General features: G+C 35.0%; 18 protein-coding genes and 1 riboswitch. Of the genes, 15 read left to right on the top strand and 3 right to left on the bottom strand.

The window, feature by feature from the left end; translation table 11 throughout:
* The first annotated feature begins 85 nt into the window (after positions 1–85).
* The 7 genes from HVS_RS03195 (at position 86) to HVS_RS03225 (ending at position 8,419) form a co-directional block, all read left to right on the top strand.
* Positions 86–2,200 carry an ATP-dependent helicase gene (locus HVS_RS03195; protein ID WP_101299159.1) on the top strand — a complete coding sequence of 705 codons (2,115 nt, stop codon included), beginning with the start codon at positions 86–88 and terminating at the stop codon, positions 2,198–2,200.
* A 180-nt stretch (positions 2,201–2,380) separates the two neighbouring features.
* Entirely contained in the window at positions 2,381–2,911 is a 531-nt protein-coding gene (locus HVS_RS03200) for a hypothetical protein (protein ID WP_101299161.1), read from the top strand.
* A gap of 262 nt (positions 2,912–3,173) precedes the next feature.
* The gene (locus tag HVS_RS03205) at positions 3,174–4,355 is read left to right on the top strand and encodes an oxygen-binding di-iron domain-containing protein (protein WP_101299163.1); all 1,182 of its coding nucleotides are present in this window, start codon (positions 3,174–3,176) and stop codon (positions 4,353–4,355) included.
* A gap of 210 nt (positions 4,356–4,565) precedes the next feature.
* Positions 4,566–5,111, top strand: a complete 546-nt coding sequence (locus HVS_RS03210; RefSeq protein ID WP_101299165.1) for an LOG family protein — start codon at positions 4,566–4,568, stop codon at positions 5,109–5,111.
* A gap of 84 nt (positions 5,112–5,195) precedes the next feature.
* Positions 5,196–6,026, top strand: coding sequence for a glutamate 5-kinase (proB, locus tag HVS_RS03215; RefSeq protein WP_101299167.1), 831 nt, complete (start codon positions 5,196–5,198; stop codon positions 6,024–6,026).
* Between the two features lie 30 nt (positions 6,027–6,056).
* Positions 6,057–7,268: a TolC family protein gene (locus HVS_RS03220; RefSeq protein WP_101299169.1), complete on the top strand. Its 1,212-nt coding sequence runs from the start codon at positions 6,057–6,059 to the stop codon at positions 7,266–7,268.
* A gap of 11 nt (positions 7,269–7,279) precedes the next feature.
* Positions 7,280–8,419 (top strand): TolC family protein, encoded by a 1,140-nt coding sequence (locus HVS_RS03225; protein ID WP_101299171.1) that lies wholly within the window; start codon positions 7,280–7,282, stop codon positions 8,417–8,419.
* 134 nt (positions 8,420–8,553) lie between these two features.
* Here HVS_RS03225 and HVS_RS03230 read toward each other — a convergent pair whose 3' ends face one another.
* Positions 8,554–11,130: a transglycosylase domain-containing protein gene (locus tag HVS_RS03230; RefSeq protein WP_101299175.1), complete on the bottom strand. Its 2,577-nt coding sequence runs from the start codon at positions 11,128–11,130 to the stop codon at positions 8,554–8,556.
* Positions 11,131–11,410: 280 nt separating this feature from the next.
* Here HVS_RS03230 and HVS_RS03235 point away from each other — a divergent pair, with 280 nt between their 5' ends.
* Both HVS_RS03235 and yunB read left to right on the top strand, forming a co-directional pair.
* Positions 11,411–11,860, top strand: a complete 450-nt coding sequence (locus HVS_RS03235; RefSeq protein WP_101299177.1) for a helix-turn-helix domain-containing protein — start codon at positions 11,411–11,413, stop codon at positions 11,858–11,860.
* 79 nt (positions 11,861–11,939) lie between these two features.
* Complete coding sequence (gene yunB / locus HVS_RS03240; RefSeq protein ID WP_101299179.1) at positions 11,940–12,617, top strand: sporulation protein YunB; 678 nt, start codon at positions 11,940–11,942, stop codon at positions 12,615–12,617.
* Between the two features lie 14 nt (positions 12,618–12,631).
* Here the strand turns inward: yunB and HVS_RS03245 are convergent, their stop codons facing one another.
* Entirely contained in the window at positions 12,632–13,060 is a 429-nt protein-coding gene (locus tag HVS_RS03245) for a bactofilin family protein (RefSeq protein ID WP_101299181.1), read from the bottom strand.
* A 90-nt stretch (positions 13,061–13,150) separates the two neighbouring features.
* Complete coding sequence (locus tag HVS_RS03250) at positions 13,151–14,071, bottom strand: M23 family metallopeptidase (protein ID WP_101299183.1); 921 nt, start codon at positions 14,069–14,071, stop codon at positions 13,151–13,153.
* 372 nt (positions 14,072–14,443) lie between these two features.
* Positions 14,444–14,623: riboswitch (cobalamin riboswitch) on the top strand.
* Between the two features lie 211 nt (positions 14,624–14,834).
* Here HVS_RS03250 and HVS_RS03255 point away from each other — a divergent pair.
* The 6 genes from HVS_RS03255 (at position 14,835) to HVS_RS03280 (ending at position 21,013) form a co-directional block, all read left to right on the top strand.
* The gene (locus HVS_RS03255; RefSeq protein ID WP_101299185.1) at positions 14,835–15,806 is read left to right on the top strand and encodes an ABC transporter substrate-binding protein; all 972 of its coding nucleotides are present in this window, start codon (positions 14,835–14,837) and stop codon (positions 15,804–15,806) included.
* The gene (locus HVS_RS03260; protein WP_202861491.1) at positions 15,796–16,836 is read left to right on the top strand and encodes a FecCD family ABC transporter permease; all 1,041 of its coding nucleotides are present in this window, start codon (positions 15,796–15,798) and stop codon (positions 16,834–16,836) included. Before HVS_RS03255 ends, HVS_RS03260 begins: the two co-directional genes overlap by 11 nt.
* A complete protein-coding gene (locus tag HVS_RS03265) occupies positions 16,829–17,584 on the top strand; it encodes an ABC transporter ATP-binding protein (RefSeq protein ID WP_101299187.1) in 756 nt (251 codons plus the stop codon). The genes HVS_RS03260 and HVS_RS03265 overlap by 8 nt, the downstream gene beginning before the upstream one ends.
* Positions 17,585–17,758: 174 nt before the next feature.
* Entirely contained in the window at positions 17,759–18,274 is a 516-nt protein-coding gene (locus tag HVS_RS03270; RefSeq protein ID WP_235827517.1) for a GtrA family protein, read from the top strand.
* 85 nt (positions 18,275–18,359) lie between these two features.
* Positions 18,360–19,727 (top strand): hypothetical protein, encoded by a 1,368-nt coding sequence (locus HVS_RS03275; protein WP_242971661.1) that lies wholly within the window; start codon positions 18,360–18,362, stop codon positions 19,725–19,727.
* Entirely contained in the window at positions 19,724–21,013 is a 1,290-nt protein-coding gene (locus tag HVS_RS03280; protein WP_101299189.1) for an NAD(P)/FAD-dependent oxidoreductase, read from the top strand. Before HVS_RS03275 ends, HVS_RS03280 begins: the two co-directional genes overlap by 4 nt.
* Positions 21,014–21,018 lie beyond the last annotated feature (5 nt).

Consider the following 21,018-nt stretch of genomic DNA (forward strand, 5'->3'; position numbering starts at 1 on the left):
GTAAAAATATGGTATAACAAAATATGTAAAGTGCATATAAAATTAATATGCATTAATAAAGTGAAAAGTTAAAGGTGATTGTCTAGTGGGTTTTTTTGGGGTATTAGAAAAAAACTACAAAATAAATCTTAACAATCAACAAAAAGAAGCAGTAACACATACCAGAGGACCAGCCCTAGTGTTGGCTGGTCCGGGATCTGGAAAAACCACTGTAATTGTTTCAAGGACTGCTTATCTTATACTAGAGCTTAAAATAAAGCCGGAAAACATTCTCACCTTGACATTTAACAGGGCTGCAAAAATCGAAATGGAAAAAAGGTTTAATAGAGTATTCAGTGATTTAATTTCAGGCAAAAAAGTTCATTTTTCAACTTTTCATAGCTTTTGCAATTTAGTGGTAAAAGATTATGAAAAGATGCAGGGAAAGTATTTGTCCAGAATTGAAGGCAATGAGGAGTCAAAAAATAATAAAAGGCTGATTTTAAAAGAAATATATGAAAATATAAACGGCAGTCGGATAAATGACGACCAACTTGAAAATCTCATAAATGACATTGGCATTATAAAAAATAAAATGATAAAAAATATTCAAGAATTTGAAACAAATATTAAGAATTTTTCCCGTATATATAATAGTTACGAAGAATATAAGAAGGCAAATTTACTGATGGATTTTGACGACATGCTTACATTTGCCTATGTCATTTTAAAAAAGTTCCCTAGTATTTTAAAAAAGTATACCGGAAGGTATACTTTTATTCAAGTAGATGAAGGACAGGACCTTTCAAAGATTCAGTTTGAAATTTTGAAGCTTTTAACAGGTCCTGGGGATTTGGCGGGTTTTAAGGAAAAGAATATTTTTATAGTTGCAGATGATGACCAGTCCATATATGGGTTCAGGGGGGCAGAACCGGAATATATACTTAATGTGGAAAAGCAGTTTGGCGGATGTTCCTTCTATTATCTTAACAACAACTACCGTTCTACAGCTAATATAGTACATGTAAGCAGTAATTTTATAAAAAACAATACCAGAAGGTATGAGAAAAAACACAGTACTTGTAATGAATATAAGTATGACCCTTTTATTATAGAGGCAAGGGATCAGACTGCCCAGTATAATTTTATTGTGGACAAGGTAAATGAACATTTGAGTAAAAAAAGAGATTCTACCATTGCCCTTCTTTACAGAAATAATATTTCTTCTATTCCGCTGGCAGAAGCCCTTGACAGAAACGGAATAGCTTTTAATGTAAAGCAAAACAAATTGTTTTTCTTTAACCACTGGGCTGTACAGGATATTTTAGCTTTTTTAAAATTTTCACTGGATCAAACAGACATAGATTCTTTTTCAAGAATATACTACAAAATGAACAGGTATATTTCAAAAGCAATGTTAGAATATGCTCTGAAGGCTGGTTATAAAAATTCAGTTATAGACGGGATTTTAAAGGATAGTGATTTAGAGACATACAGAAAAATGACCCTTTTAAATGTCAAAAGTGAGTTTAAAAAGCTGTCTAAGAAAAAGCCTTTTGATGCTTTAAACTACATTGAAAAAAACTTTAACTATTTTGGCTATGTAAAAGAATACTGTGACGGAACAGGTCTTTTTTATGATTATATATACAGCCTTTTTGGGGTTTTGAAAGTAATGGCTTTAAAATGCAAAAAAATTACTGATTATTTGGAAAGGATTGAGGAAGTAAAGGAACTTTTAGAAAATCCGTCATCGGAATCCAGAGTGACCATATCCACTATACACTCAAGCAAAGGATTGGAGTATGACTGCGTTATGATGCTGGATATGCTAAACACCGAGCTGCCGGGTGAAAGTGCTATTGACCTTGCAAGAGAGGAAAATAAAGCAGAGCTTCTTGAAGAGGAAAGAAGGCTGTTTTATGTTGGAATTACAAGGGCAAAGGAGTATCTGTATTTAATATATCCAAATTTCAGGAATGGATTTAAGGAAGAAAGGACAATTTTTATAGATGAAGTATTGGAATGTATGAGAGTGAAGACTTTAAATGACATTGCAGAAGGGATGATTGTAAATCATAAGCACTTTGGAAAAGGGGTAATTGCAGCAATTTTGGAGGAAAATAAAGACAAGGTTATTGTAGAAATTGATTTTAACGGTGTAAGGCGTAAGTTTGACTTAATTATGTGCCTGGAAAAAGGTATTCTAAAAATATATTAGTATTTATTTTTAGAATTGCATAATTGTCAGGTTAATGGATTAGTTGGTAAATACATAATATTTATGTTATTTCTAGTTGTTTTTTTCTGCAATATGGTATAATATAAATAGCAAATTATATGCCAATATAAAGTAATATTGTGATGGTATACAATGTAGATGATGAGGGGGGGTGAAAGTATGAAAAAAATTAATATGAAAAAGATTATTATATCACTACTCATTGTTATTGTTTTAGGAATAGGGATATATGCCGGAATATATTATTCCCAGCCCGAAAATGCTCCACTTATGGCATCTTGGGCAATAGACATCTATGACCATGAAGTGATGGTAGAGGACTCAGAAAATGTATTTATTGGAACGGTTGAGAGCGTTGACGGAAATAAAAAACATGAGGGTACTGGTATCCCATGTACCATTTATCAGGTTAAAGTGGATGAAAATATCAAGGGAGAATTAAACGGTGTTGTGAAAATAGTTAAAGAAGGCGGATATGATGGAAGAACATTATTTTTACATGATGGCGACAAGCTGCTGGAAGAAGGAAAGACATATATGTTTTGTACAAAATATAGTGAGAAAGGAGCAGCACATTATGCTTCAGCACCTACTTCTACCATAGAAATACAGGATGAAAAACATAGAGAAGAAATGAGAGATACTTATAAAGCTGCTTACGAAAAAGAACTAAATGAAAAAATCCAATAGTTAAATTTTAAAAAACTTAAAAAGTATAAAAAAGTTTCTTAACTTAACGGTAAAAACAAGTAAAACTCTATAGTTACCGGAAATGCCGGGCTATAGAGTTTTTTGCTTACCAGGAAAGTGCATTATTTTTTTATGAATATAAAAGGATTATTGAAAAATATGTGGAATAAGAGAAACAGATATACAACAAAAATAAGTTTATTATTAATGTATAAGGGGAATATATACTATAACTTATTTTGAACAGAAAGGAGATTTATATATGATACAGGTTAAGGACAATGTATATTGGGTAGGTATAAAAGACTGGGAACTTAGACAATTTCATGGTCATGAATTTTCAACTCACAGGGGTTCTACTTACAATTCTTATATAATTAAAGATGAAAAGACCGTTTTGGTAGATACGGTATGGGATCCCTACAAGGAAGAATTTGTAGAAAAACTAGAAAAAGAAGTGGGTCTAAAAAACATAGATATGATTATAATTAACCACTGTGAGCCAGACCATGCAGGAAGCCTGGCATATCTCATGGAAAGAATACCGGATACACCTATATATTGTTCTAAGCAGGGAGAGCAAAGCATTAGAGGGCATTTTCACAAAGACTGGAATATAAATGTGGTAAAAACCGGGGACACAATAGACATAGGAAAAAACCAGCTTGTATTTGTTGAAATGACTATGCTGCACTGGCCGGACAGTTTGCTGACTTATGTTAAAGGTGCAAATGTAGTTTTGTCCAATGATGCTTTTGGACAGCACTATTCACCACCGTCCCTTTTTAACGACCAGGTTGACCAGTGTGAACTGTACCAGGAGGCAATTAAATATTTTGCAAATATTTTAAATCCTTTTAAACCCCTTGTAAAGAAGAAAATAGAAGAGATTAAAGGGTTGAATCTTGATATAGATATTATTGCACCAAGCCATGGGGTAATATGGCGGGACAATCCTATGCAGATTGTTGATAAATACTATGAATGGTCTCAAATTGATTATAATGAGGACTATGTCGTAATTATATATGACACGATGTATGATGCTACCAAAAACATGGCCCTGTCAATAGCAGAAGGTCTTAGCAACAATAAAATAAGATACAAATTATTTAATTCATCCGTTACCGACAGAAGCGACTTAATAACCGAGCTGTTTAAAGCAAAGGCAGTTATTTTAGGAAGCTGCACTGTAAATAACGGTCTTTTAGCTTCCATATCGTCGGTTTTAGATTCAATGAAGTATTTAAAATTTAAAAACAAACCGGCGGCAGGTTTTGGAAGTTATGGCTGGAGTGGGGAAGCACCGGACCAAATTACCGAAACTTTAAAACTTATAGGTATGAAAGTTGATTTAGAGCCCATTAAAGTGAAATACCAACCGACAGAAGAAGACCTAAAAGAATGTGTTTTATTTGGAGAAAAATTTGCCCAAAGAATATAATAAAACGCAATAATAAAATGTAGTAAAGTACTATAAATCCATCTATAATTCCATTTTTGAAACTTAAATGGGTAAAAAAGCCTGTAAACCAGCTATATAAGGGTTTCAGGCTTTAATTTTTTTAAAAAAAATCTAGTTCTAGTGCATTCTTTATTATAATATGATAATATTTTTATAGAAGGTATAAAAAAAATATCAGGTGATATTGTTATGAACAAAGTTATATGCGTATATAGTTCTTCAAGTTGTACAATAGACAAAGTTTATTTTGAGGCTGCATATGAGCTGGGGTGCCAGATAGCAAAAAGAGGGGATACCCTTTTATTTGGTGCAGGAATGGTTGGGCTTATGGGGGAAACGGCAAGGGCTGTCCACGAAAATAACGGCAAGGTAGTGGGAATAGTGCCGGAGGCGCTGAATGTCAGCGGGATTGTGTATGAAAAATGTGATGAGTTTATTGTAACTTCCGGCATGAGGGAAAGAAAGGCAATGATGGATGAAAGATCAGATGCATTTATAGCTTTACCGGGAGGCTTTGGCACATTAGAGGAGCTTTTGGAAATTATAACATTAAAGCAGCTGGGGTATCACAATAAGCCCATTGTAATTTTAAATATAAACAATTATTATGACGGTATTTTAAAGCAATTTGACAAAATTTTTAATGAAGATTTTGCAAAAGAAGAGTGCAGAAAGCTGTATTTTGTTACTGAAAGTGTTTCTGAGGCTATAGAATACATTGATTCATATAAATAAATTTCTTTGAAATTTAGCGTATTTAGGCGTATAATATAAAGAAAACACAGGCAAAAATATATATAATGTGAGGAGAGCATGTTTATGGAAGGTTGTAGTTTTCGCCGTGAGCTGGTTGATGCTAAAAGGATAGTGGTGAAGGTGGGCACATCCACATTAACTTATGAAAACGGCAAAATAAATTTTTCTAAAATAGATAAACTTTCAAGAGTGTTATCAGATTTAATGAACCAGGGTAAAGAGCTTGTATTAGTTACATCCGGTGCTGTAGGAATAGGTATGAGTAAATTAAAACTTAAATCAAAGCCTCAAACCACTAGGGAAAAACAGGCAGTGGCTGCAGTGGGTCAATGTGAACTTATGCATGTATACGGTAAGTTTTTTTCAGAATATGGACATCTTGTAGGGCAGATATTACTTACCAAAGATGTTACAACAAATGAGATAAGCAGGCAAAATGTTATAAACACCCTTGAAACTTTAATAGAAAAGGATATACTTCCCATTGTTAACGAGAATGACTCTGTAGCAGTAGATGAATTGGAAAATGGGATTAACAGGGCTTTTGGGGATAATGATACCTTATCTGCCATTGTAGCTGAACTTGTAAAGGCGGATTTGCTTATAATATTGTCTGATATTGACGGTCTATACACTTGTGACCCGAGAAAAAATTCCTGTTCTGAGTTAATATCTGTAGTTGAGGAGATAACTCCTGAAATTGAAGGCTGTGCAGGCGGAGTAGGAAGCAGGAGGGGAACAGGGGGAATGATTACCAAAATAACTGCGGCAAAGATGGCTGTTTCAAATGGAATAAATTTAGTTATAGCAAATGGTGAAGAACCAAGTATTATTTCTGATATTTTAGAAGGAAAAAATGTGGGTACACTTTTTGTAAGGAAAAAGCAGGCTTAGATTTAAAAACCACAAAAGGAGGGGCGCTGTTTGAGAAAATTTATACCTATTGTCTTGTTAGCTTTATTGTTAGGAATGCTCATGCCTACATATGCGGAAGTTGAAAAAGACCATATAAAAGTCAAAGAAGAAAGCGTTGTATCAAAAGAAAAAAACATTATATCATATGATATTGCAAAGGATATTTTAATTGAGAACAATAGAACCCTGAAAGAAAAACAGCTGCAGGAAAGAAAAACATTTTACGGCTACAGCAATACAGTTCAAATTTCAAGGGGAATCAACACAGAGGGCAGAAGTGTCAATGTATTTGGGATGGAATTTTTCTTTTACTATCCAGACGATGTTCAAATGCTTTTGACAATGCAAAAGGAGTTTATGCCCTTTGCACAGAGGTTTGCTTGGCAAATGTCCCAGAAAGAAAAGGAACTGACAGAAAACATTCTTATCTTGGCATTAAGGGATTTATACCTGGGTCTTTACAGCACCTGGAGAAATTGCGATATATTAAAAAAGAAGCTTAATTTAGAGAGCAAAAAACATAATGCAAATAAAGTACGTTTTGAAAACGGGCTTATTTCAAATATAGAATTTGAAGAATCCCAGTACCGGTTTTTAAAGACACAAAAGGATTTTGAAAATGCCCAAAGGGATTTTGAAAATATGAGAAGAAATTTCAATTCATTTTTAGGTGTTCCAATAGACACTGAGTATGATGAGCTTTTATTTGAAGAGTTAAAAAGGGATGTTAAAATACAGCCCCTTGAATATTACCTTGAAAAGGCTTTAGAAAACAGATTGGAGATAGTAGTTTTAGAAGGCCAGATTGAAATGGCGGAGCTGCAAATTTCAATTTATGAAAAAAACAGGGTAAATGAAACTTATACTAAAGTGAGAAAAGAGTATAATGAAGCTTTAAGGCAGCTTGAAAATTTAAAAATCCAACTTGAACAGGCAAAAATAGATATTGAAAGTGAAATTAAAAGTGCGTATGTAGAAGTTAAAAAAGAAGGGTACAACCTTCAAAGCCTTAACGATACTTTAAATATGCAGCTAAAAAATTATGAAAGATTGCAAGGTCAGTTTGAACAAGGATTTATAGCAAAACTGGTTATGGATGAAGTGGAAATTGGTCTGGAAGAATTAAGAAATGGAATTGATTTGGTTATGTACGCTTATAATACAAAAATAATGAAGTTGGAAGAAGCAGCAGGTCTTGGACCGGCTTTTCAGGAAAGGTGAGTGGGATAAGTATGAATAAAAAAATTAAAGTAATTATACCGGTAATAGCATTGGCACTGTCTCTTACAACCGTTTGGGCAGTTGGGAATGAAATGTTTTTGAATATAGAAAAATTTCAGGATATGGCTTTAAAAAACAGCAGACAGTCAAAAATTGATGATTTGCAGATAGAATCTAAAGAAAATGCATTGGAGGAAGCAGAAAAGGATGCAAAGTTTTTGTCCTCCTCAACCACCAGAACTCAAAAATATAACAATGAAATACAGAAAAAAGTTGATCCCTTTAGGGCAAAAGCAGATCTGGAATATACAAAGAGAGAAAAGGATATAAACGAAGAGAATTTAAAAAGGGAAGTTTATAAAAAGGCTCTTGATATATTAATTCAAGAAAAAGAAGTGGAGCTTGAGAAAGAGAAGCTAAAGATATTGGAAGAGAAACTGAAAATGGCTGAAACCAGATACAATGAGGGAAAAATAACTGATAATGACCTTTACAATGCAAGGTTTGCAGTGAGCTCTAAAACCATTGATTTAGATAAAGCTAAAAAAAATTTGGAGATATTGGAGCTTGAATTTAAAGGACTTTTAAATGTTGACTTGGACAATTCCCCAATAAAGGTGGAAGACCAATTGGTTTTTGAGCCGGTGAAGGATATAAATATGGATGTGGATATGATTGTTTTGAAAAATGCAGAAGGGATTCTAAGTATTGATACTGTAATTGAAGAAGCTTATGAAAAAAGTCTTGAGTTTTTTAAGGTAAAAAAGGACTTAGAAGCCCAGGAAATGATTATGGAAATTACAAAAGACATCTTTGAAGAAAAGCACCCCACATACAGGGACAATATGCTGGCTTTAGAGATTGCACAGCTTAATTTGGAAAATGTCAGGACAAGTATTGAGGTACAGGTAAGGAATAAATACAATGAATTGAAGACTTCGGAAGAAAATGTAAATCTGGCAATACAGTGGGAAGATATACAGAAGAAAAAGCTTGAAGGAGAAGAACTTAAGTTTGAAAAAGGTATGATAAGCAGGGAACAATTATTAGATGCAAAAGAAGCTTATATGGAAGCATGCTATGACAAATATACTGCCATTTATAATTACAACATTATAAAATCAGAGTTCGAGGCTTTATATAAAAAATAGATATTAATAAGATATAATTATAGATATAGAATAAATTATTATATAGATATAGGATTTAAATTTATAGACTATGCTCAAAAGAACCAAATAAAATAACCTGATGCCAATACATCAGGTTATTTTTATTATTTTTACTACCGTCTTTTTCTGTCTTTTTTTTCATCATCCCTGCCGCTGTTTCTGTTATCCATATGACCGCTGCTGTTATTTCCATCATCCCTGGTATTATCCCTGTTGTTTCTATCATCTCTGTTGTTATCCTTGCTGTTATTTGTATTACTGTAGTTGTCTCTAAAATAGCTGCTGTTTCTATCTTCTTGTTCTAAATATTCATAATATCCTTCATTGCTGTCCCAATTATTATTTTCATTTCCATCCTCATCATCGTACTGGAAGTTGTTTCTGTTATAAGGTGCATACAGGTCGTGTTCCGGGCAGTACTCAGTTGGACATTCGTATATTTTATCCCCCACTGCTGCAAAATCATTCGGATTTGTAATAGGAACACGGCGTTTTACAAACACCTTTTCACTTGTAGAAGACGGCGGACAGTAAAGTGATGCCAGGTACGGCCTTCCATATTCATCTGTGTGAGCTTCACAGACCTTTACCTTAACATGTGTATCACATTCGTCCTTAGGCTCAGTTCCTGCTATGAACATTTCAGTTCTTATTGTAGAACCGCGGGGGTCTTGAGAACACAACTCAGAAGCAAGCTTTCCGGATTTTGTACAGATGGTCTTCTTGACAATTCCCGGAGGTTCTTCAAATTGTTTTATTTCTAAATCCTCATGGACTTTTGCCATAACATCACGCCAGATTAAGTTAGCCCTGCCCTGTTCTGCAGATTGTATACTGGTATTTTGGTCATATCCGTACCATGTGGCAGCAACATAATATGGGGTGTATCCTACAAACCACTTGTCATAGTTATTGCTTGTAGTACCTGTTTTACCTGCTTGTGGCATTCCGCCTGAAAATCTGGCGCCGGTACCTGTACCGGAGGTCATTACATCCTTTAATATGTCAGTTATAATGTATGCTGTAGCTTCATCGTATACTATGGTGTATTGAGGCTTGTTTTCAAGCAATACGTTGCCGTTCATGTCTAAAACCTTGGTATAAGTTATAGGTTTACAGTACAGTCCCTTATTTGCAAATGGAATATATGCAGCTGCCAGTTGGAGAGGGTTTATACCTTCCCTTGGTCCCCCCAGGGCTACCGATAAATACCTTTCATCTGCCCTGTCAATTCCTGATTTTTTTAAATAGTCAAGGGCTATATCAGGGGTAAGATATTCATCCCATATTCTTCCGGCAACCACATTAAATGATTTTGTTAATGCATATCTGGCAGTGGTCAGACCGCTATAACTCCAGTCGTAGTTTCTGGGGTACCTTTCATTTCTATTGTTAGGGTTAAGATACACCGGTGCGTCATCTATAACTGTTGCAGCAGTTATTTTCCTTTCATTAATTGCAGGACCGTATACAACAAGAGGCTTGAAAGTAGAACCCGGCTGTCTTTTGACCTGGGAGCTTGAAGCCCTGTTCAGTGGTGAACCTATTTTTTCACCTGCGCCTCCGTATAAGGCTTTAACATGACCGTTTGTAGGGTCTATAATAACCATTGCGGCCTGCGGTGGCATGGATGTTTTGGTATTTACTTTTGTAAAGTATTCTTCATTAAGAAATACTTCATCCATTGCCTGTTGGATTTTTGGATCTAATGTGGTGTAAATTTTTATCCCGCCGTTATAAATGGTATCATAAGCTTCGTCACGGGTATATCCTGCATCCATCAGATCATTCATAACATCAATAACAACTTGGTCCACAAAATACGATTGATTTGTAACAACGTCAGCAGAACGTCTGTTGTAATCCGCATATTGGAGTTTTTCGTTTTTTGCCTGCTGATATTCTTCTTCAGTTATGTACCCAAGTTCTTTCATTACCCCCAGTATTACTTCCTGGCGTTTTTTGATATTTTCTCTGCCGTTTGTTGTAAACGGATCGTAGTACGCAGGGTTTTGAGTAATACCTGCTAAAATTGCACATTCTGCAAGGGTAAGCTCACTTACGTCTTTATCAAAATATGTTTTAGCTGCAGACTGAACCCCATAACAGTTTTGTGCCAGGAAAACTATATTTAAATATAGCTCCAGTATCTGGTCCTTACTTAAATTGCGTTCTAGATGCAGGGCTATCCACCATTCCTGCACTTTACGTTCTACAGAACGCTCATATCTTCTTGTAATATTCTTTATAACCTGTTGGGTAATTGTACTACCCCCGTGGGCACCTCCGGATGTTATAGCACTTGCTATCCTTCTCAGGTCTATACCCGGATGCTCATAAAAACGCCTGTCCTCAATGGCAATAAAGGCGTTTTTAAGATTTTCAGGGATGTCTTTTAAGTCTACCATGTCCCTGTTTTTCGAGCCCTGTAATGGGATTACCATTTCACCATTGCAGTCATAGACATAGGATGTAAAACCCTCTAATGTTAACTTGTCAGGTGTTAATTTTTCTGCAGTTTTAATGTATGCAAAAACTGCACCCCCTGCAAGTCCTGCAAGTGCAAATGAAATGGTAAGGCAAATTATTATTATCATTCTAAAGACTGAAAGAGAAAATCTAAAAACAAATTTGCCAACTTTTTTCTTTTGGTTTTTACCTTTCCTATATTTTGTATTTTTACTACTCATAGAACTACTCTCCTTTATACAGAATTCATGCATATAAAATTCATAATATTTTACACTAATAATTTTTTACACTAATAAAAATAATTATTAGATATTCTTTAGCTTTTATTTATTTAGCTTTTTATAATTATAACACAAAGCATTATAGTTGAGAAGAAAAAAGGCTGTCATATTTTACAAAAAGAATATAGGTATTTTATTTAATGTTGAAAAAAGTCATAATATTGTTTAAACTTAATTAAAGGCAGGAAATAAAATAAAAGCCTGAAGGGGTGTTAGAATGGAAATTAGAGTTGGCGAATTAATAAAGGCAAAAAGAGAAGAGAAAAAGTACTCCCTTGCAGATTTTGCTGAAATTATCGGAATAACCCCGGGATATCTTTCACAAATTGAAAACGGGCATAAGAAAAACCCTAAATTAGAAATTTTATTAAAAATAGTAAAAGAACTTGATATTGATTTAAGTACGCTTTTAGGCATAGAAAGCCAGGAAGAAAATTCAAATTTTAAAATTCCGCCTCTTTTAAAGCTCATTTTGGCAAAAGAAAGAAATACTAAAGTTTTAGAGGATAAAGACACATTAAAAAAGATATGCGGTATTATAGATAAATCCTTAGAGTGTAGATATTTTATAGAAAATGAAGAATTATACCAGATGTTTTTAGAAGATATTTATATTCAGATTGAAACTATATTAAAGAGGTATATGGACTTTCAAGCTATAAAATAGTTTTATAAAATAGTTTTAAATATTTTTCACCAAATACCCCTTTGTTATCATAGTATGACTGGTAAGGAGGGGTTTTTTTATGAAAAGGGCCAAAACCAATCTCTACAGCAGACTATGGTATGTCAGGAGAAACAGGAAAAAATTGTATGTGTACATATTTCCCTTAACTATGCTGATTGTACTTATTATGCTTTTTTTATATTTTGAAAATGTGATAAAGCCAAGCTTTTTAGAATTTTCAGATTATAAGATAAAGGCAATAATAAACAATTCTGTGGCAAAAGCAGTTAATGATAATTTCCCTGAAGAAATAAATTATGAGGAAATTGTAAAAATAAACAAAGATGATCTTGAAAAAATCAAGTCTATACAGGTGGATGTGGGAAAACTAAACAGGACATTTTCAAAAGTGACCCTTAACATCCAGGAGGAATTAGATGCTTTAGGGGATGTGGAAATCGGGGTACCCATTGGGGTGCTTACAGGTAAGTCAGTTTTTTCTGCCAGGGGACCTAGGATAAATATTAAAGTAATACCTGAAGGAAGTGTGGAAACCGACTTTAGGTCGGAATTTACCAGTGCAGGTATTAACCAGACAAAACACCGGATATATTTTCTTGTTAAGACAAAAGTGGGTATAGCAGTACCCTTTATTAACAAAACTACTGAAGTTACAACAAGCATTCCAATAGCCGAAACAGTTATTGTAGGGGATGTGCCTTGGTATTATTTAAATTTTGAAAATATTGAAAACTAATAAAACATTGAAAACTAGTTTTTATCAGAATATGCAGTGCTGTCAGACTTTTTTTCGGATTTTTTTCTGGTATTTTTAACCTTGGAATCACTGTTTTGTTTTTCTAGCATTTTACACCTACCTTCAAATATACTTCCCTCTGAACTTATTAAATTCTGAACTAAAATATCTCCATAGAGTACTGCAGTGGAAGAAGCATTTAACAAGCCCCTTGCTTCTATATTTCCCTCTACTTTACCGGAAAGAAAAACATTATTTGCATATATATTGCCGGTAACTTCCGAACTTTTTCCTAAATACACATCTCCATCAGCTTTTATTTCTCCCTGTACCTTTCCGTCAATCCTAATTGTACCGGAAGTTTCAATATTACCTTGGAAAATTGTGTTTTTACCTACAAGGGTATCGAATTTATCAGGGGCTTTTACATCCTTTTTAAACACATTAAGACCTCCAATTTAATATAATAATAAATAATAAATAAAGTTAAATATAAACAAAATCTTTTAGGTTTTTATCCGTTTTTTTCTTTTTTATCTAGGGTCTAAATATTCCATAGGGTCTACTGCTTCATCATAAACTCTTACTTCAAAGTGCAGGTGATTTCCTGTACTTCTGCCGGTGCTTCCAACGAGAGCTATAAAATCCCCTTTATTAACTGTATTTCCTTCACTGACAAGAAGTTTTGAACAGTGGGCATAGAGGGTTGTTATACCCCTGCCATGATCAATTATTACAGTTTTACCGTAATTTCCGTGCCAGTCTGAGAGAATTACCCTCCCGCTTGCAGAGGCTTTAATTTCCCTTCCGTAAGGAGCGGATATATCAATTCCATAATGAAATCTCCTTGTAAAACTGATAGGATCCGTTCTGTAGCCAAAACCTGAAGTAACGCTACCGGCTGTAGGCCATAAAGTGGGAACAACATTCATATACTCTGTCAATTTTGCCTGAGTATCTTCTAAATCAGTTGTTATTTCAGCATCAGAATGATTTATTTTTTCCAGTTCCTCTAATATTGATTTAAGTTTGCTGGCACTTTCTACAAATTCCCTGTCATTTCGTCCTGTTGACCTGGTGGCAACAACCTCGTTCATATTTTCTTCTATGTACTTATGGGTTAAATCTTTATATAATGTTTTAAATTCCTCAGTCATTCTGCTCTGCTTAATTTTTTCTTCCTTTAATTTGGATATTTCCTTTTCATTTTCTTCTATTAAAAGAGCCTGTTCTTCGGTTAATTTATTAGCCAGAGCTATTTTTTCACTAAGATGCTTATTTTCCTCTACAAGTGACGTAATGGTAAGTCCGGTGCATATAATAGCTGTAGCAATAATTGTTCCAAGGGCGAGAAGTTTGTATTTTACTGATGATATTTTAAATACCTTAATTTCATTTGTTGAATGTGGTACCAGCATAATGGACCAATACCGCTTTTCACGTCTTTTTTTCATAATATCGCCTTCTTTTATTCTCTCCTTTATGTTATTATTATGCATTGCTAATTATTATACCATTGTATAATGATAAAAGTAAGTACAAATTTAATTTTTAACAAAAAATCTTCTAAAATTTATAAAAATTTTACCTTCCCTCTATATAGTATCTACAATATTTCTGCATTTAATTCAAGGGGGTAAATCTTTTTAGAAAAATTGGAGGCTAAAAAAACTTAAAAATAAGAACTTAAAAATAAAAGTTTAAAGTAAGAGATTAAAAATAAAAGTTAAAAATAAGAGGTCTTGAAAACAGTAAACTATTGATGTAATATATAAATTGCGTAATAATTTACAAATGAATATAACCAGTCACAAATGGATATATAGCGTGTGTATTCGCACGAAAGTGCTGGTGCGTCGTTGCACCAAGGGAATTCGGATGAAATTTCCGGGCTATCCCAATAACCGTGAAGCTGACGAAAGGGCAAAATGCCACTGCTACAGGCGGGAAGGCGCCCTATTAGGATGAAGCCAAGCCGGGAGACCTGCTTACACATTTATGCCACTTGGGGGGAGGGCAAGCTATATTTATTGCTATTTTTGTATTTAGCATGAATTAACGTTGCTCCCTGCTTCAGGGAGCAATTTTAGTTATGCTTTATATTAGTGGCATCTAATACTAATCATGCCTTATATATTCATTGAGACTTATATATTCATTTGGAATATTGGAATAGAAGAATATATACATCTAAAGTAAAGAAAGGGGAATTTAAAAATGAAATGTAAAATTAAGTGGAAAAGAAAACCGGTTTTGCTTATTTTAATTGTGATTTTTACAATTGTATTTGCTGCCGGATGTGAAGCTGATGAAAAGATACCGGAAAGCTTGCATGATAGCGCAGTAACAATAACTGATATGATGGGACGGGAAATTACATTAGAAGAGCCGGTAACTAAAGTTATTGCCATGACTCCTTCTGATTGTGAAATTCTATATGCCATTGGTGCAGGGGAAGCACTAGTTGGCCGCGGGGAGTACTGTGACTATCCGCCGGAAGTTTTGGAATTGCCAAAAGTGCGCACCGGGGAAAACACAAATTTAGAGGAAATAATATCTCTAAAACCACAGGTGGTGCTCATGGGTACCATGGGACAGACAAAGGAACAAGTTGCAGCACTTGAGAGGGCAGGAATTAAAGTTGTGGTATCCCAGGCAACGGATATTGAGGGTGTGTATTCTTCCGTTGATATGATTGGGAAGCTTATGAACAGGGAAGAGGAAGCACAAAATGTCATTAACTCAATGAAAAAAACCTTTGATGAAGTTTCACAAAAGAAAGTACAGATGAAAGGAAAAACCGTATATTTTGAAGTTTCACCTTTAGAGTATGGGCTGTGGACTGCAGGAAGCGGTACTTTTATGAATGAAATTGCAGAAATAATAGGTCTTGAAAATTGTTTTGCCGATGTGGAAGGCTGGGGGGAAATATCAGAAGAGCAGGTTTTAGAGCGCAATCCGGACTATATTGTTACCATTGCCATGTACTTTGGGGAAGGACCTACACCTGAGGAGGAAATTGCCGGTCGTAAGGGATGGGAAAATATAACTGCTGTTAAAAACAGGGCAATACTGAACCTTCAGAATGATGAGCTTTCCCGCCCGGTACCGCGCCTTGCTGAAGGGGCAAAAATGCTATATGATTTCGTTACAAGTATAACTGAATCGGAGGAGTCAGGTGAACATTAAAAAAGAGGGCTTTCGCATTTATGAATACATAATATTTACAGTGGTGGTGTTTTTCACTTTTGCCCTTTGTGTCTCTGTGGGAAGCGTCAGCATTCCCATAAGGGACACGGCAACCATCATATTAAATTCAATCCGGGGCATTCCTATTCCGGATACAATAGCAATGCCGTCTATTATTTTGGATATCCGGTTGCCCAGGGTAATTTGTGTTGCACTAACCGGTGCATCCCTTTCAATTTGCGGGGGAGCCATGCAGGGGCTTTTGAGAAATCCACTGGCAGACGGTTCAACCCTTGGTGTGTCCTCCGGTGCGTCACTGGGGGCGGTAGTTGCAATTGCCTTTGGCATAAGGATACCTTCTTTTCCTTTCACAGGTACCATGGTAATGGCCATACTATTTGCTTTATTATCCCTTATTATAATTCTTACACTTTCGTACAAGATGGACTACTCTCTGTCAACCCATACCATTATCCTTATTGGTGTGATATATTCCATGTTTGTATCTAGTGCGCTTTCTCTTATCACCACATTTGCGTCAGACAGGGTTAAGGAAATCACTTTTTGGCTGATGGGAAGTCTGTCAGGCAGCAGTTTTGAAAATGGCCTGGTACTTTTAATAGCTTTAGTGGTATTTGGGGGGGCTATTATTTTGCATTCAAGAGAATTAAATGCCTTTGCCATTGGAGAAGAAAATGCACGTCATGTAGGGGTAAATGTAAAGAGGGTTAAATTAATAATTATGATTGCCGTTTCAGGGCTTATAGGTGTTTGTGTGTCCATTGGCGGGACAATTGGGTTTGTGGGTTTGGTGGTACCTCACATGGTGCGCATGATTACAGGACCAAACCACAAAAAGCTTCTTCCTGCCTCTTTGTTTGGGGGAGCAACTTTTCTAATGCTTGCAGACCTTGTTGCACGTAAAATACTAAGCCCTTTAGAACTTCCCATCGGGGTGGTTACCTCCTTTATTGGTGCAATACTATTCATCTACATATTTTATAATTCAAGGAGGAAGGGGCATGCTTGAAGTAAAAAATTTAACGGTGCGGTACGGAAAACTTACAATAGTTAACAATGTCAGTTTTTCTGTGAAAGAAGGACAATGGCTTATGATTGTAGGGCCAAACGGTGCAGGTAAAAGCACCATAATAAATGCCATTTCACAGGGAGTATCCTATACAGGGGATGTATACTTTGAAGGCAAAAACATTAAAAAATACAAACCGCACAACAGGGCAAAAATATTTGGTGTTTTAGCCCAAAACAATATTGTCAGCTACCCCTTTACAGTGGGGGAAGTTATCAGGCTGGGAAGGTATTGCTATGCGCCGGGTATATTTTCACATCCGGGTAAAGAAGATGAGGAACACATTCTAAAAGCCGTTAAAATGACAGGGCTGGAACCTCTTTTAAACCAGTCGGTTTTAACCCTTTCAGGAGGGGAGCTTAGGAGGGTTTTTCTTGCCCAGCTTTTTGCTCAAAATCCTAAAATTCTTATGTTGGACGAGCCTACCAACCATTTAGATCTTTTGTATCAAAAGCAGACTTTTGAGTTGATACAGGAGTGGTTAAAGGTTCCGGGACGTTCAGTTATATCGGTGGTACATGATTTGAGCCTTGCTAAGGCATATGGCAGGGAAGCACTGCTCCTTCATAAGGGGAAGGTTAAGGGATTAGGACCAATTCACCAGGTACTCACTGCAAAAAATCTTAATCTTGTGTATTCCATGGATGTTTGCGCATGGATGAAAAGTAAGTTAAAGCAGTGGCAATAATTGCAGTGGCAATAATTGCAGTGCCATTAATTATTGCTAATTAATAATGGTGATTTAGCCGATTATCTATGTATAATGCTTTGGGCTTAATTTGATTTTTTATGTGTACCTTGCTATAATTAAACCATGTTTTTAATTGTTTTTTTAATTTTGTAGCATTTGGAGGAGTTAATATTGATTGAAAAAATAATTAACAGACTAAAGAAGTACAAGTTTTTTTCTGATATGCTGACCCCCGAAACCTTTTCCCAAATGAGAAGATATGTAATTACAGGTTTTTCAGGGTTTGCCATTGAATATTTTTTATTTAATATATTTAATGAACTTATATTTGTAAAATTCCCTCCAGGTGGCTATACACCCGCAAAAACAATTGCAGAAAAATTCATTAATGATAGTTTTGAAAGGACTACATACAGGTATTTACTTGCCAATGCCATTGCCTATGTAGTTGCATTTTGGTATAACTTTCTTCTCAACAGATTCTGGTCGTTCAAATCCAAAGTTAACATATTTAAGCAATTAAAGCAGTATAGTGCTTTATTTATATTTAATTTAATTATAGCCAGCGTATTATTGTACTTATTAAGTGATAAAATTGGTATAATGCCTAAGATTTCCAAAATATTGGTTATGGGAATGTTAGTGTGCTGGAATTTTGTGCTTTACAAGAAAGTTATTTACAAATAAAGAGATATAAATCATTTACAAAATGCCTGGAATTTGATATGATTTCTATGGGAATATAATTAAATTATAAGGTGGTTTTAAAATAATGGGCAAAGCAAATGAAAAAAAAAAAGTAAAGAAGAACAAAAAAATTAGAGATAATAAAAAATCAATACCTTCTGATGTTTTTGCAATTCTTTCAATAGCTGTAGTTTTAATTAGGTTGATGCTTACAGGAATCCCAAGCTACCAAATAGATATGAACGGGTACTATGCATGGAGCAGGTACCTTGCTGAACTTGGTCCAAAAGGTCTATATGAAACATTTCATATTGTTTATGCGCCATTATATATGTATTTACTTTGGATAACAGGAATTATAGCTAAAATATTTTCCCTTAATGCCGGCACCCATGTTTATTTGATAAAATTATGGGCTGTTGCTTCAGATTTAGCAGGCGCTTATTTAATTTATAAGATTGGCAGGAAGTATGAAAAAGAAAGACTTGCCTTTGCATTGGGCATATTTTACGCTTTAAATCCCGGTGTGTTCTTCAACTCTTCCATTTGGGGGCAATTTGATTCAATATATTCAACACTGCTTGTGGGTATGATATATGCCTTTAGTGTGAACCGGAAAATGACAGCGGTTTTGCTTTATTCACTGGCAGTGCTGACCAAGCCTCAAAGTGCACTATTAACCCCTCTGGGAATATTCTTTTACAATGATTTATTTGATTTTTCCCAAATAACAAAAGAGAAAGTCAAAAAGGCTGTTAAGGAGACGTTTGTGGCTGTTGCCATAGGACTATCCTGCTACTTTATAGTTATAAACCCGTTCTATTATCATATGCACATTTATGAGAATCTAAAGAGTACATCTGTCGTAAAGGATTTTATTGCAGAATCTATAGATTATTTTTGCTGGATGCCAAATCTGTACTTAGCCAGTGTTGAAGACTATCCTTATGCTACTGCCAATGCCTTTAATCTGTGGACTTTATTGGGTGGACAGAGCATAGAAGATTCAAATACATTTTTTATATTTTCCTATAGTACCTGGGGAAATATATTGTTTTTAATCTCTATAATCCTGGCTTTTGTGTATATTTTAAAAAACAGGAAAAGCCATTTTGCAATGTACTTTTCAGCCTTCTTCATTATGGCAAGTGCTTTTACATTTATAACAAGAATGCATGAAAGATATTTACTTCCAGCTATAATTTTTCTTACAATATGTGTTCTTTGGGATAAACGGATGCTTATTCCTTTAGGTGTTTTAAGCATATGTGTTGCTGCAAACCAGTGGTATTTGTACCACCTGTCATGGAAGGAAATTTACTGGATGAAAAGGTTCGACCCGGTTGCAATTCCCTTTGCACTGTTAACTGTAATTTTGGTTGTTTTTTCAGCTGTTTTAATGGTAAGGGATATTATAGCCGGTAAAAAGAGAAGGAGGAACAGGGGATTGTGAATATATGCATAGTGGGGGCAGGGGCTACAGGACTTGTTGCTGCAAATGAACTTGTTAAAAAAGGTCATAAGGTTACCATATTTGAAGCAGAAGAAAGCCACGGTGGTTTAGCTAAGACTATGACCATTGGAAATGAAAAACTGGAGGTTTATTATCATCACATATTTACCGGTGATACAGAAATAATTAAGCTTATAGATGAGCTGGGTCTGTCTTCTGAGCTTATGTGGCTTGAGTCAAAAAACTCCCTGTATATAAACCAAAAGCTTTATCCTTTTACTTCCCCGGTGGATTTACTGCTTTTTAAAGAGCTTTCATTTGTTGAAAGAATAAAAATGGGGATGCTTGTATTTAAGGCAAAATTCATAAAGCACTGGAAAAACCTAGAAAATATAACTTCTAAAGACTGGATAATAAAAAATGCAGGTAACAATGTATATGAAAAAGTTTGGGGTCCTTTACTAAATTCTAAATTTGACTGTGATTCTGATAAAATATCCGGTACCTGGATTTGGAATAAATTTAAACTTAGAGGCTCAACAAGGGGCAAAAACATTAACAAAGAATTGTTAGGTTATATGAAGGGAAGTTTTGGGATATTATACGATAAGCTGGTGGAAAAAATTAAAGAGGGCGGGGGGAAAATATATTACTCAAGTGCCGTAGACAGAATACAGCCTCAGGAAGATAAAACTTTGAATGTTTACAGTAATGGAAAGAGCTGTAATTTTGACAGGGTTATTGTTACCACCGCACCAGGTATTTTAAACAAAATGGATGTTCCCCTTACCAAAGAGTACAGGGAGAAGCTTTCAAAAACAAAGTACAAGGCCAATATTTGCATGATTTTAGAACTGGATGGGAAATTATCTGATTATTATTGGGTTGCAATAGCAAGAAAAGATTTTCCTTTTGTATTATTAATAGAACATACCAACTTAGTCAAAGATGCCGGCTATGGCTCTCACATTGTTTATCTTTCCAGGTATCTTGATCAAAAGAATAAAATGTATTCTATGAGTGATGAAGAAATACAGAGAGAGTTTATAAAATACCTGAAGATAATGTTTCCAAACTTTGACAAGTCAAGTATAAAGAGAGTGCATATAAACAGGGCTGACTATGCCCAGCCTGTTGTGGTACAGCAATATTCTAAAATTTTACCGGAGATGAAAACTCCCGTGGAAAATTTGTTTTTAGCCAGTATGGCACAGATATATCCTGAAGACAGGGGGCAAAACTATGCTGTCAGGCTGGGGATACAAGTGGCAGACATGGTTGGCTAAAAATT

The sequence above is a fragment of the Acetivibrio saccincola genome (assembly GCF_002844395.1).
GTDB lineage: Bacteria > Bacillota > Clostridia > Acetivibrionales > Acetivibrionaceae > Herbivorax > Herbivorax saccincola.

Excerpts from the sequence above, each read along its gene's own strand:
- HVS_RS03200 (WP_101299161.1), top strand. The coding sequence starts at position 2,381 with ATGAAAAAAATTAATATGAAAAAGATTATTATATCACTACTCATTGTT.
- HVS_RS03205 (WP_101299163.1), top strand. The coding sequence starts at position 3,174 with ATGATACAGGTTAAGGACAATGTATATTGGGTAGGTATAAAAGACTGG.
- HVS_RS03210 (WP_101299165.1), top strand. The coding sequence starts at position 4,566 with ATGAACAAAGTTATATGCGTATATAGTTCTTCAAGTTGTACAATAGAC.
- proB (WP_101299167.1), top strand. The coding sequence starts at position 5,196 with ATGGAAGGTTGTAGTTTTCGCCGTGAGCTGGTTGATGCTAAAAGGATA.
- HVS_RS03225 (WP_101299171.1), top strand. The coding sequence starts at position 7,280 with ATGAATAAAAAAATTAAAGTAATTATACCGGTAATAGCATTGGCACTG.
- HVS_RS03230 (WP_101299175.1), bottom strand. The coding sequence starts at position 11,130 with ATGAGTAGTAAAAATACAAAATATAGGAAAGGTAAAAACCAAAAGAAA.
- HVS_RS03235 (WP_101299177.1), top strand. The coding sequence starts at position 11,411 with ATGGAAATTAGAGTTGGCGAATTAATAAAGGCAAAAAGAGAAGAGAAA.
- yunB (WP_101299179.1), top strand. The coding sequence starts at position 11,940 with ATGAAAAGGGCCAAAACCAATCTCTACAGCAGACTATGGTATGTCAGG.
- HVS_RS03250 (WP_101299183.1), bottom strand. The coding sequence starts at position 14,071 with ATGAAAAAAAGACGTGAAAAGCGGTATTGGTCCATTATGCTGGTACCA.
- HVS_RS03255 (WP_101299185.1), top strand. The coding sequence starts at position 14,835 with ATGAAATGTAAAATTAAGTGGAAAAGAAAACCGGTTTTGCTTATTTTA.
- HVS_RS03265 (WP_101299187.1), top strand. The coding sequence starts at position 16,829 with ATGCTTGAAGTAAAAAATTTAACGGTGCGGTACGGAAAACTTACAATA.
- HVS_RS03275 (WP_242971661.1), top strand. The coding sequence starts at position 18,360 with ATGGGCAAAGCAAATGAAAAAAAAAAAGTAAAGAAGAACAAAAAAATT.